Source organism: Acetobacter sicerae, from assembly GCF_011516765.1.
GTDB classification, from domain to species: Bacteria; Pseudomonadota; Alphaproteobacteria; order Acetobacterales; family Acetobacteraceae; genus Acetobacter; species Acetobacter sicerae.
The window spans coordinates 170556-183686 of record NZ_JAAABN010000002.1; the positions used below are offsets into that span (position 1 = coordinate 170556).

At 57.5% G+C, this 13131-nt stretch carries 10 protein-coding genes; 3 read left to right on the top strand and 7 right to left on the bottom strand.

Annotated elements, in window-relative coordinates; translation table 11 throughout:
* The 3 genes from GVI59_RS03340 to GVI59_RS03350 form a co-directional block, all read right to left on the bottom strand.
* Positions 1-2082 carry a M13 family metallopeptidase gene (locus GVI59_RS03340; RefSeq protein WP_173572886.1) on the bottom strand — a complete coding sequence of 694 codons (2082 nt, stop codon included), beginning with the start codon at positions 2080-2082 and terminating at the stop codon, positions 1-3.
* 119 nt (positions 2083-2201) lie between these two features.
* Positions 2202-3032 (bottom strand): ferritin-like domain-containing protein, encoded by an 831-nt coding sequence (locus GVI59_RS03345; RefSeq protein WP_173572887.1) that lies wholly within the window; start codon positions 3030-3032, stop codon positions 2202-2204.
* 123 nt (positions 3033-3155) lie between these two features.
* The gene (locus GVI59_RS03350) at positions 3156-4961 is read right to left on the bottom strand and encodes an EAL domain-containing protein (RefSeq protein ID WP_173572888.1); all 1806 of its coding nucleotides are present in this window, start codon (positions 4959-4961) and stop codon (positions 3156-3158) included.
* 192 nt (positions 4962-5153) lie between these two features.
* On the opposite strand from GVI59_RS03350, the gene bioB reads away from it, so the two are divergent.
* Positions 5154-6161 (top strand): biotin synthase BioB, encoded by a 1008-nt coding sequence (gene bioB, locus GVI59_RS03355; RefSeq protein ID WP_173572889.1) that lies wholly within the window; start codon positions 5154-5156, stop codon positions 6159-6161.
* 50 nt (positions 6162-6211) lie between these two features.
* Here the strand turns inward: bioB and GVI59_RS03360 are convergent, their stop codons facing one another.
* Positions 6212-6640: an OsmC family protein gene (locus tag GVI59_RS03360; protein ID WP_173572890.1), complete on the bottom strand. Its 429-nt coding sequence runs from the start codon at positions 6638-6640 to the stop codon at positions 6212-6214.
* Between the two features lie 337 nt (positions 6641-6977).
* On the opposite strand from GVI59_RS03360, the gene GVI59_RS03365 reads away from it, so the two are divergent.
* Complete coding sequence (locus GVI59_RS03365) at positions 6978-8474, top strand: malate:quinone oxidoreductase (protein WP_173572891.1); 1497 nt, start codon at positions 6978-6980, stop codon at positions 8472-8474.
* Positions 8475-8824: 350 nt separating this feature from the next.
* Complete coding sequence (locus GVI59_RS03370) at positions 8825-10984, top strand: phosphocholine-specific phospholipase C (RefSeq protein ID WP_173572892.1); 2160 nt, start codon at positions 8825-8827, stop codon at positions 10982-10984.
* A gap of 163 nt (positions 10985-11147) precedes the next feature.
* Here the strand turns inward: GVI59_RS03370 and minE are convergent, their stop codons facing one another.
* The 3 genes from minE to minC all read right to left on the bottom strand — a co-directional run bounded on the left by minE (position 11148) and on the right by minC (position 13086).
* Positions 11148-11444, bottom strand: a complete 297-nt coding sequence (gene minE, locus GVI59_RS03375) for a cell division topological specificity factor MinE (protein WP_173572893.1) — start codon at positions 11442-11444, stop codon at positions 11148-11150.
* Positions 11441-12256: a septum site-determining protein MinD gene (minD, locus tag GVI59_RS03380; protein ID WP_173572894.1), complete on the bottom strand. Its 816-nt coding sequence runs from the start codon at positions 12254-12256 to the stop codon at positions 11441-11443. Before minD ends, minE begins: the two co-directional genes overlap by 4 nt.
* 113 nt (positions 12257-12369) lie before the next feature.
* Positions 12370-13086, bottom strand: coding sequence for a septum site-determining protein MinC (gene minC, locus GVI59_RS03385; protein ID WP_173572895.1), 717 nt, complete (start codon positions 13084-13086; stop codon positions 12370-12372).
* Positions 13087-13131: the final 45 nt, after the last annotated feature.

The following is a 13131-nucleotide window of genomic DNA, read 5'->3' on the forward strand; positions in this document are numbered from 1 at the left end:
CTACCAGATTTTCACCCGCTGGTCCGGCGCAAGATACAGCTTCTGGTCAGGCTGCACATTCCAGGCCTTGTACCAGGCGTCGATGTTGTGCGCAGGCAGATTGACGCGGGCTGCAGGCGCTGAATGCGGGTCGATCACGGCCAGCTGTCTGGCGCGGTCTTCACGCACCTTCATCCGCCAGACCTGCGCCCAGCCCAGAAAGACCCGCTGATCCCCGCTCATGCCGTTCAGAACCGGCATATCCTTGCCATTTAAGGACGCATGATAGGCATCCAGCGCCAGAGTCAGACCACCGAGATCGGCGATGTTCTCGCCCATTGTCAACTTGCCGTTGAGATGCACGCCCGGAAGCACTTCAAACGCATCATACTGTGCGCCAAGGCGTTCGCCGAGTTTTTCGAAACGGGCGGCGTCTTCCTTGGTCCACCAGTCGCTCAGACGGCCGTTTTCATCGAACTTGCGGCCTTCATCGTCGAAACTGTGCGTCATTTCGTGCCCGATAACGCCACCAATCGCGCCGTAATTGACGGCGTCATCCGCGTGCGGATCAAAGAAAGGCGGTTGAAGGATTGAGGCCGGGAATACGACTTCATTGAAGACAGGCTGGTTGTAGGCGTTCACCGTCTGCGGCGTCATATCCCACTCATCGCGATCAACCGGCTTGCCGAGATGAGCCAGCCAGTAACGCCACTCAAAGGCGACGGCGCGGGCGGCATTGCCGTACACGTCGCCCGGCGTGACCGTCAGGTCCGTGTAATCACGGGATTTCCTGGGGTAACCGACCTGAATGTCGAAGTGATCCAGCTTGACCAGTGCGTGCTGCTTTGTGACTTCGGACATCCAGCTATTGTTCTGGAGCCTGACCCGGAACGCCGCTTTCAGGCGGGTCGTCAGAGCTTCCATCTTGATCTTGCTCTCAGGTGGGAAATACCGGTCGACATAAATCTTGCCGATCGCCCAGCCCATCGCATTATCCGTGGCGTCGGTCGCCCGTTTCCAGCGCGCCGCCAGCTTCGGCTGTCCGGCTATGGTCTTGCGATTGAAATCATAGGACGCGTTCACAAAGGGAGAAGACAGCGTCGCAGCGGAATTGTTGGCCAGATGAAAAGCCAGCCATGCCTGCAGAACGGGTAGTGGCGCAGCCCCCAGCAGTTTCGCCTGACCGGTAATCGCGGAAGGCTCACCAACAATAATTCTGGCGGCGTCGGCCTGCTGCACCGTCAGTCCAGCGCCATCCAGCCACGCGCCCCAATCAAAGCCGGGAGCCTTTTCCGTCAGGCTGGCGACCGTAAACGGATTGTAGGTCTTGTCAGGGTCGCGCAGATCGACACGCGGCCAGTGCACCGCAGCCAACTGACTTTCCAGCGCCACAATATCCTTCGCACGGGCCTCGGCGTCCTGCCAGCCGACAAGGGTCAGCATTTTCGCGATATAGGCTTCATACGCCGTCTTCTTCGCGGCGAATTCCGGCTTCAGATAATAGTCCCGGTCGGGCATGCCCAGACCGCCCTGATCCAGCGTGAGTGCAAACCGTGTCGGGTCTTTGGCATCCGGCTGGATGTACAGGGAGAAAGCGGAAAACTGGAAAGATGTCTGTCCGGTCCCGATCAGATGAGCGAATTCAGCTGGCGTTTTCAGAGCACGGATGGCCGCAAGATCGTTCTGAAGCGGCTTCGCTCCCAACGCCTCGACCGCTTTTTCATCCATGAAACTGGTGTAGTAAACTGCCAGCTTCTGCTCTGTCGTCTGCGGCGCGACAATGTGTTTTCTGGCCAGATCCGCAAGAATGTCGCGCACACGCTTCTGGGACAGATCGCGCAGGGCGTCGAACACGCCGAAAGAGGTCCTGTCGGCCGGAATATCAATGGCTTTTACGGCCTTGCCATCCGCATAGCCAAAGAAGTCATTGCCCGGCAGGAGTGTCGTATCGCGACCCGCCAGATCAAATCCCCAGGGCTTGATGGCAGCCCCCTGCCCGGCTGTTGCGGCCATCGCGGATGTGACCAGGCTGGAGGCCAGCATCAGGCCGGAAAGGGAGGAAAGAATGGCGGACTGACGGACTTTGTTCTTCAAACGCGACATGCAGAGACAACACCTTGTGACACAGGAACGATCACCCGTTCCCTGTTTCAACGATCTGTTCCGGTCATGGTAGGACGCCGACCGGCACCGGTCAAAACCATGCCGTTCCCGGACAGCCGCTAGGCGCCGATTGCCACTGCTTCCCGCTCGAAACTACGCTGGCGACGGCGGATCAGGGCAAACACCAGCCGCGCCGCAAGAGCATGCAGCCGACTGTGTGGCTTGAAACCGATGGTCTTGAAGACCATGCCCGTGACGCGGTCGATATGCTTCTGACGATAGGATTTGAGCGCGCGCGACATATAACCTGCGATGCAGCGCTTGCGCTCATAGCGCACCGAGGGGGGCTCGTTTGTCGTGTAGTAGGCGGAAGCGAGTTCGTCGTCCTCGCTCTCCGTAATACGCCCCAGAGCAATCCGGGTGCGGGCCCAGGCACCGAGGCGTTCCCGCTTCAGATAGCGGCGCATGTGATCGTAAAACAGCTTGAAATGCCGGTATTCATCAGCGGCGATCTGCTTGCAGATGGCTTTCAGAAGAGGCTCATCCGTCGCGTCCGCCAGCGATGAATAGAAAGAGGATGTCCCGGTTTCCACCATGCATCGCGCGATCAGCTCGCCGGTGCGGGAGCCGCGAACGGACGATGTCGTGTTCAGGTCAATGTGGAACGTGTTGCGATAGCGTTCGAACGCCGCAGGATAATCCCATGATGGATCAGCCAGCATGGCCCAGCGGCCCAGCGCATCGCCATGCTGGATTTCCTCAAGCGCCCAGTTATCGGCCGCTTCCTGAAAATCCGCATCGTCCGCAAAGACGTGATTCAGGTAAACAGCATAATCCACACTGTTACGTTCAACGACAGAGGCAGCCTTCACAACGGCTACAATGTCCGGATCAACTCTGGATGGCTCGAAACTACCCCAGTCCATCTGGTCGATATGCCAGTGCTTCATTGCCTCCCCCCGTCCTGAATCTATGGCGTCAAACGCTCTCGCCTGCGCCTAAATGCCCATGAGGTCAAGAGAAGACATCGAAAAGAAACGATCCTTTATCCTGCGCAAAAATATGGAGCGCCGTCAGGAATTATCTCTTGCCGGCATCTTCTTTCGGGAAGCGCCTGCTTTTAATATCGAGGATGGTCCTTTCCCGGCATCCATGCGCTGGGATGACAGAGAGGCAGTCCGGGAAATAGGAAAACTTTCCGAGGCTGAGCGATCCTGTGTTCTGGTTACCCGCTTCACCGATGCAAGCAGTTGTTCGGCCGTGACGGGCTGCCCGAACAGCCACCCCTGCCCGCACTCCACACCCAGTTCTTTCGCCAGAGCCGCATCCACTTCGGTTTCGATCATTTCCGCCACTGTTCGGCATCCCAGTTCGAAGGAGCAGCGGGCGATCGCCCTGATCAGAATCCTGTCCCGCCCACTGCTCATGGCGTTCCGAAAGAAATGGCCATCAATTTTTACAAAATCCACGGGAAAGCGGCGAAGATATTCAAAACTCATCGCACCCGCGCCAAAGTCATCCAGACAGATCCTGTGACCACGCTTCACCAGCCACTGAAGAAGCGTGGTCGCGCCGTCAAAATTGGTGATGCCCCGCGTCTCGGTAATTTCGATAAGCAGACGTGACGGGCTGATCTTCATCTCCGCCGAGTCCAGCAGGTTCATCATCTGACTGGCGAATTCAGCGGACTGCACCGAACGTCCGGACACATTCAGCGCGAGCTTGATTTCATTGGGAAGCTTCTGAAGCAGCTTGATGGTCTTGACGCAGTTCAGCAGGTCAAACGTGTTGATCATGCCGATCTGCTCGGCGATCTGAATGAAATCGCCCGTATTGGCAATTCCCCGGGCAACACCTTCGGCGAAGCGTGTCAGAACTTCATAATGCTGAATGATCCCGTTCTTCAGCGTCAGAATGGGCTGCAGCACCTGAAAGAACGTCTCGTCATTGATGATGTTGCGGCAGGATGTCGTAAGCCCCCGGTCGCGGTTATTCGCGGCGGCCAGACAGTCCGGCAGGTTTTCAAACGCTACGTTCTGTCTTGTCGTTTCATCGGCAAATGTTTCAAGCGCGTAGTTCAGTGCCTTCTCGACTTCCTCATTTTCCATGAGCATCGCATCGAGCGGCAGCTTCTGGACACAGGGGCGGGTCAGCGGAACCTCTGTCGCCTCGACGATTTTCTCCGCGACAAGATCGGGATCGTCGTCAGCCTTCTGAAAATAGGCAAAAGCGCCATTGCCAAGGCGGGTGACAGCCCCGTTTTCGCTGCTCAGACGAAGAATCGCCTCGATTTCCGCATAAAACGCCTTACCAAGGGCCGTATCCTGCATGGCGGAGTTTTCCACCGTCTGAGGCAGGGCCAGCATCACAAGGCTGTACTGCGCCTGTCCGTCTCCTGCTGAAATCAGACGCTGCGCAACACTCAGAAAAGAGGAGCGATCAAGGAAACCGTCCTCAGAGGAGGACGGAGTAAAACCACGATCCAGAATGGTCGCGGTCACAAGACGCTCTCCAACGCTGCCCGGCATGACCGTCATACCCAGCATGGCGACAGTATTTTCGCTTTTGCCGCGCAGGAACCGGACAGCCGTACGTCTGACCGGCTTTCCCTGATCGAACGCTTCCACGACCCGTTTCAGAAAGATGCGATCGGACGGAATGAGCATGTCGAACAGCGACATGTTCCTGACAGCTCGGGCGTTATGACCCGTCAGTTTCTGAATGGCGCCCCCGACATGACGTATTCTGAAGGCGCGATCCACTTCAAACAGCACATCAGCCGCAGCAAACGCCAGAGCCGCCAGTTGTTCCAGCCTGCGTTCTATGGAAGCGCTGGCTCTATCATTTTCGTGGAGCCCCATCTGACCCGGCACACTCATCGCAGTTCAGTGCGTAACGATGCCTTACAGAAGATAAAAAGTGCTTAAGCATCCGGCGTATACTCACCCCTGCCTGCGTCGAAGCGTGCTTTTCTCCGGTTATCCTCCTCCGGGAGTCTTCTGCTCGTTGAAAAAGGAGAGCATTCCGTGCCAGAACGGGTATCCCGCAGATAACAGGAACACCTTCCGGCCATGGCAGACGGCAGCTCCCTCAGCGCCCTTTCTCCGTCCCAGACGAACGCAGGAACGCCGTTACGGCACGACTGGACACGTGACGAAGTCGAAACGCTTCTGAATCTTCCTTTTCCCGAACTGCTTTACCGGGCGCAGACCCTGCACCGTCAGTTCTTCGACCCGACGGAAATCCAGATCTCGACGCTTCTGTCGATCAAGACCGGTGGTTGCCCGGAAGACTGCGCCTATTGCCCGCAGAGCTCACGCCATGACGAGCGGATCAAGGCGGAAAAGCTCATGGCGGTTGACGGGGTGATCGCGGAAGCCAAGCGGGCCAAGGAAGCTGGCGCGGCCCGCTTCTGCATGGGGGCCGCCTGGCGCTCCCCGAAGGATCACGATCTGGAAACGGTCTGTTCCATGATTGAAGGCGTGAAGGCGCTCGGTCTCGAAACCTGCGTCACCCTCGGAATGCTGGATGACCGGCAGGCTCACCGCCTCAAGGACGCCGGGCTGGATTACTACAACCATAACATTGATACGTCGCCGGAATTTTATGGCGAGATCATCTCCACACGCACCTATCAGGATCGTCTCGACACATTGTCGAATGTCCGTGATGCAGGCATCAACGTATGCTGTGGCGGGATTGTCGGTATGGGTGAAGGCGAATCAGACCGCGCCGGGATGATCGCGTCACTGGCTTCCATGCCGAAGCATCCCGAGAGCGTGCCGATCAATCTGCTCGTCAAGGTTGCCGGAACACCGCTGCAAACAGCCGAGGAAGTCGATCCGATCGATTTCGTGCGCGTGATCGCCGCCGCTCGCATCACGATGCCTTCCAGCCACGTACGCCTCGCGGCCGGACGCGAGAACATGACGGATGAAGCGCAGACCCTGTGCTTCCTGGCCGGGGCGAATTCGATTTTCTACGGTGAGCGTCTGCTCACGACCCCCAACCCGGCGGCTACACGCGACCGTCAGTTACTCGACCGGCTGGGCATGAGCACCACCGTTTCGGCTAAATAACATCCAGATCAACCGGTGCAGGAGGTTTATATCCTGCACCGGAACATCTCTCAGTTGAGAGTCGCATCCAGAGTAATGTCTGTCTTGAACAGCTTGGAAACCGGGCAGTTCTCTTTCGCCTTCTCCGCCAGCTTCTGGAATTCCTCCTGACTGACGCCCGGCACGGCGCCTGTAAGCGTCAGGCTGATCGAGGTGATGGCGAACCCGGCATCCTGCTTGTCCAGAGAGACGACAGCCTTGGTATCGAGCGCTGTCGCTGTATATCCGGCGTCGCCGAGAATAAGCGAAAGCGCCATCGTGAAGCACGATGCGTGAGCCGCGCCGATCAGCTCCTCAGGATTGGAGCCGGGCTTGCCTTCAAAGCGGGTATTGAAGCCGTAAGGCTGATCCTTCAACGCGCCACTTTCGGTGGAAATCAGGCCCTTGCCTTCCTTGATGTTCCCTTCCCAGTGGGCCGTGCCATATTTTTTGATCGTCATTGCAGTCGCTCCTTCAGGACAGTCTGCGTTCCGGTCTGGAATCGCCGTGCTCCAGACCATGTGGGAATCAGAACGCCTGAGAGCCAGAGGTGTTTCGCAATGCTCGCAAAGAGATGATGCAGCAAACCGGGCAAATCATGTGCATACCGGTGACGATGTTTTGGAATTGTACAGGCCTTAGGGGCGACGAACAGTCAGTCCGTGATGAAACGCCGAAGAAAACATGGGTCGGGGGAGGCTTTCCTTATGGCTTTGACCGGGCCATTCTCCCGGCCCACAGCCCGACTCAGGCAATGTGTCCCTGAGGTTTGTCACACGTTATCTACCGGAGAGTGTTATGAGTGCTGCAACGACTGAAGTCCGTGCTTCGACGGACGTTCTCCTGATTGGCGGAGGTGTCATGAGCGCCACGCTCGGCACCTTTCTCAACACGTTGCAGCCAGACTGGACGATCGACATCTTTGAGCGCCTCGACGATGTGGCGCAGGAAAGCTCGAATGCTTGGAATAACGCCGGAACCGGACACTCGGCTCTCTGCGAGCTGAACTACACTTCCGAAAACGCGGACGGCAGCATCGACATCACCAAGGCGCTGAACGTCAACGAACAGTTTCAGGTGTCGCGCCAGTTCTGGTCCTACCTTGTCAAGACAGGTCAGATCGCCAATCCACGGGACTTTATAACCCCCGTCGCCCACATGAGTTTCGTATGGGGCGACAAGAATGTCGACTTTCTGCGTCGTCGTTATGAAGCGCTGAAAGATCACCCGCTTTTCTCCGGCATGCGGTATTCGGAAGACGCCGAGCAGTTGCGTCAGTGGATTCCGCTGGTGATGAAGAACCGCCCCGCTGGCGAAAAACTGGCGGCGACATGGATCGCCTCCGGAACGGACGTCAATTTCGGCGCACTGTCGCGTCTTCTGATCAAGGCTCTGAAAGAAAAGCCGGGCGTCGCGCTGCATACAGGACACGAAATCGAGGACATCAAACGCAGTTCTGACGGTCGGTGGAATGTGCGCGTCAAGGCTCTTCATACAGGCCAGTCACGCACGATCAGCACGCGCTTCCTCTTCATCGGCGCAGGCGGCGCCGCTCTTCCGCTGCTTCAGAAGACCGGCATCCCGGAAGCGCGCGGCTATGGCGGCTTCCCCGTCAGCGGTCAGTTCCTGCGCTGCAAGAATCCCGATGTCATCGCCGCTCACCGCGCCAAGGTTTACGGCAAGGCTTCCGTTGGCGCGCCTCCCATGTCGGTGCCGCATCTCGACACCCGCATGATTGACGGTCAGCCAGCCCTGCTGTTCGGGCCCTATGCCGGGTTCTCGACCCGCTTTCTGAAAAAGGGCTCCCTGCTTGATCTGCCGCGCTCGATCAATGCCGGCAATATCGGAGCCATTCTGGCCGTGGCCCGCGATAACTGGGCGCTCACCAAATATCTGATCCAGCAGGTTCTCCAGAGCAATTCCGACCGGATGAAAGCGCTCCGAGAGTTCGTGCCTGATGCCCGCGATGAGGACTGGGAACTGGTTGTCGCCGGTCAGCGCGTGCAGGTCATCAAGTCTGATGCAAAAAAAGGCGGCGTGCTTCAGTTCGGTACGGAAGTGATCAGTTCAGCCGATGGATCGGTTGCAGCGCTTCTTGGCGCTTCACCGGGCGCTTCCACGGCGGCCCCGATCATGCTCAATGTGATCCGCAAGTGCTTCGCCGCCCAGCTTCCGGCATGGGACGCAAAGCTCAAGGAAATGATCCCCTCTTTCGGTCAGAAGCTCTCTGACAACCAGCAGCTTTGCGAGGCGCTCCGCAAGGACACAACGGAAGCCCTTCGTCTGGAGGACTGAGAGCTTCACTGATCCGAGCAGGTGGAAGGGGTTTCCAGCCGGATCAGCACTGTGTCATGACCGCAAAACCCTGGAAGGAGGCTTTCTGGACAGAGGCATTTCGCCGCTTCAGAAAGTCTCCTTTTCTTTTGCGGCATCGCAATCCCGCAAAAGCAATATTTCAAAACCATCAAATAAATTCTCAAACAATATAAATCTTTACAATTAATTGTATTTGTATCTTTTTGTAAACAATAGTTTCCGGTCTGCATCAAAACATTAACAGCACGTTAATTATACTGTCACCTACGCCCTTCTCTTCAAGGCTATCAGCGCAATCGTGAGTCCACACCTGTCACGAAAGCAAAGTGATGACCGAGACAGATCGTCGTAATTTTCTCAAGCTTTTGACATCGGGCGCGATGGCGACAACGCTGCAGCAGAGCATCGGCAAGGCCGTTGCGATGCCGGCCAATACCCGCACCCGCTCCATTGACGACATCGAACATGTCATCTTCCTTATGCAGGAAAATCGCTCGTTCGATCATTATTTCGGCATGCTGCAGGGTGTCCGGGGCTATAATGATCCCCGCGCCGTGCGCCTGCCATCCGGCAATACGGTCTGGAGCCAGCCGAACGGCACGGACAAGGTGATGCCGTTCCATCCTGACGCACCGGACATGGGCATGCAGTTCCTTGCCGATCTGCCCCACGACTGGGCGACGACCCATGAAGCCTGGAACAACGGCAACTGGGATGGCTGGATCCCGGCCAAGACCACGACCTGCATGTCGCATCTGATGCGGGAAGACGTGCCGTTCCATTACGCTCTGGCCGACGCTTTCACGATCTGTGATTCCTATCACTGCTCGATCATGGGCGCGACCGATCCCAACCGCTATTACATGTGGACGGGTTATGTCGGAAACGACGGCACGGGCGGCGGTCCGGTGGTCAGTAACGCTGAAGCCGGTTACGGCTGGTCAACCTACCCCGAGCGTCTGGAAGCCGCTGGTGTTTCGTGGAAAGTCTATCAGGACATTGGCACCGGCCTGAGCGCCGCCGGCTCATGGGGCTGGACGAGCAACCCTTATATCGGAAACTACGGCGATACTTCGCTCCTGTATTTCCACCAGTATCAGAACGCTGCGGACTCCTCGCCGCTGGCCCAGAAAGCCCGTACAGGCACCAACACTGCCGTATCCGGCACGCTGTTTGATATTTTCAAGGCTGATGTCAAAGCCGGGACGCTGCCGCAGGTTTCATGGATTGTTGCGCCCGAGGCTTATTCAGAACACCCGAACTGGCCTTCGAACTACGGAGCCTGGTACATTTCTCAGGTTCTCGACATTCTCACGGACAATCCAGACGTCTGGAGCAAGACCGCCCTGTTCATCATGTTCGATGAAAATGACGGCTTTTTCGATCACATCGTTCCTCCCTCACCTCCGCCGTCAACGACGCAGGGCAGTTCAACGGTCTCCATAGAAAACGAGATCTATCCCGGCTCATCCAGCTATGCCGCTGGTCCTTATGGTTTCGGCCCGCGCGTGCCGATGCTGGTCGTTTCCCCTTGGAGCCGTGGTGGCTGGGTCAACTCGGAAATGTTCGACCACACGTCGCTTATCCGCTTCCTTGAAGCCCGTTTTGCTCCGCACTATCCGGGCCTGATCGAAACCAACATTTCGCCCTGGCGTCGTGTGGTCTCCGGTGATCTGACATCGGCGTTCGATTTCGAAAATCCGAATACGCGTGTTGCTCCATTGCCCTCGACAACCAGCTTCGCGCCAGTCGACGCCAAGAGACACGACAGCTACGTTCCTGCTGTTCCCACAAACCAGAGCGTGCCTGTGCAGGAAAAAGGCGTGCGCCGGGCAAGAGCGTTGCCTTATGACCTGCACATCCATTCGACGCCGCACGCAAGTGCCGCAAAAATGGTTCTCGGCTTCCACAATACCGGTGACGCCGGTGTTGCTTTCCATGTCCGCGACGCCAAAGCGGCCGATGTGGCCCGCTTCTACACGATCGAAGATCACAAGCGCCTAAGTGACACATGGTCTGCTTCGGACTCCGATCGCACCTATGACCTGTCCGTGCATGGTCCGAACGGTTTCTATCGTCTGTTTCAGGGCACACTGCGTGGGGGTTCGTTTGCTCAGGTCGGCGTCAACAGCCGTTCGGAGCGCTTTGAGAATGTCCTTCTGATTGATCTGGTCAATCACGCCCACACAAGCGCCCGTCTCCGGATCACCGATGGTTATTCAGGCGAAGTGCTGAGTGGGCGTCATGTTCTGGAACCCATGGAGTCCCATGTGCTGACAGTCATGACCAGGGAGACAGGCGGCTGGTATGACCTGACGATTGAAGTTGAGGGTGACTCCAGCTTCAAGGTTCAACTCGCCGGGCATCTGGAAAACGGCTGTGACAGCATCACCGATCCACTTATGGGTGGCGTACCGAACTTCCGCATGAACGAGGGTGACTACCGACCGCATCGTCCACGGCGTTCGTTCCATCCCTTCGGCGGCTGAATAAAGCAGGCGGCAGGCGCGTTTTGGTCTGCCGCCATCTTATCCACGCAGCAACAAGGCGGGGTGACCGGGGCCTCTGTCATCGCATCGGACTTTCTGAAACGAAAAATGGCGTCCCGATCGCCCGGAACGCCATTTCATCATTCAGTCAGACTGACCACACTCACACGGAATGTGTGTCGCCCTTCTTTTCCTTGCCATTCTGCTCAATGCCGGGGACCTCGATGTCGATTTCCAGCATGGAACAGCCTGAACCACGGTCCAGCTTGACCTGAACCTTGTCCTGATCGACGGCGATGTGTCGGCTGATCACTTCCATGATCTCTTTCTGGAGCTGGACCAGAAGATCGGACTTGCCTTCGCCAAGGTTGGCACGTTCATGAGCGAGAAGAATCTGCAGCCGGTCGCGCGCCACAGGCGCGGACGACTTGCGGTTGAAAAGGTTTGCGAGAAAGCTCATGCAGCACCCCGCTTGAAGAGCCAGTCAAACAGACCCTTCTTCTCGGTAGGAACGGTGACGTCCACTTTTTCCCCTGTCAGACGACGGACCGCCTCGAAATAGGCCCGGGCAGGAGCGCTTTCAGGAGCCGCCAGAGTGACAGGCGCACCAAGATTGGAGGAGCGCAGGACATCCTGACTTTCCGGAATGATACCGATCAGCGGGATCGAAAGGATATCCAGAACGTCATCAACGCTCAGCATTTCTCCGCGAGCGGCACGGGCCGGATCATAACGGGTCAGCAGGAGATGCTTGGGCATCTTCTCGCCTGCCTTCGCCTTTTCCGTCGTGCTGTCCAGCATACCGATGATACGGTCACTGTCGCGCACGGAAGAGACTTCCGGGTTGGTGACGATCACGGCCTGATCGGCGTGAGCCATGGCCAGCTGGGCGCCGCGTTCGATACCGGCCGGGCTGTCACAGACCACCCAGTCGAACTTCTCTTTCAGTTCGGCCATGACCTTGGCCACGCCTTCTTCCGTCAGGGCATCCTTGTCACGGGTCTGGGAAGCCGGAAGCAGCGAGAGCGTATCAAGGCGCTTGTCCTTGATGATCGCCTGATTCAGCTTTGCATCGCCCTGAATGACATTCACCAGATCGAAAACGACCCGACGCTCGGCGCCCATCACCAGATCGAGATTCCGCAGGCCAACGTCGAAATCGACCACAACAACGGACTTGCCCGTCTTTGCAAGCGCCGCGCCGAGGGCAGCGGTGGTGGTGGTCTTACCGACGCCGCCCTTACCGGATGTGACGACGAGAACCTGCGCCATAAACTGTTCGTCCTTATTGCTATATCGACCCGTTAATTATTGCATCAAATAGGCCGAATGTGTGTCCAAATCAGGGCTCGGGCCCGGAAATTAATATTACGCCGGAATACTCTTTACGTTAGCGGTTTAAGAGTAAGCACTTCGTCAACAAGCACCGCCTGGGATGGTTTTCCCGTCAGATCTTCCGGCATTTCTTCGGCAATCGCATAAAAACCATCAATGGCCAGCAGTTCGGGCTGCATCACCCGGGCGAAGATCCGGGCTTCCGGCCGTCCCACAATCCCCGCGATGGCGCGTCCTCTGAGCGCTCCATACACGTGGATCGAACCGCCTGCGGAAACTTCCGCGCCGGATGCGACAGAGCCGAGAATGATCACATCCCCTTCCGCCCAGACGATGTGCTGACCGGACCGCACCGGCTCTTCCACAATCAGGGCGCCGGGAGTTGGCTCCAGTTCCTCGACGGAATCAAGCGGAATATCTTCCTCCGCTGTGGACCGGCCGCCACTCAGACCTTCCGGCCAGTTCCACCCGGCGAAAACCTCCTCATCCCGATCCGCGCCTTCAATTCCGATAACGTGGATATTGCGTTCCTCAAGCGAGGGCAGCAGGTCGGCAAGGCCCGGCGTGTCAAGCGGCACGAGCGTGAGGTCGAGGATAATCGGTTTGCCTGCGAAAAAACCGGCGGAACGACTGATCTGGTGATCCAGAGCGACAAGCCAGATATCGAGTGGAGCCTCGGGCGTAAGCACCAGAGCGAGAAAGGAACGACCGCCGGCCCTGATACGCGGCAGGCTTGCTGGATCGACGGAAGCTGTAGACGACGTCACGATCTGGGGCTCATCCCTGGTCTGGAAAATTGTCCGGCACGCCAC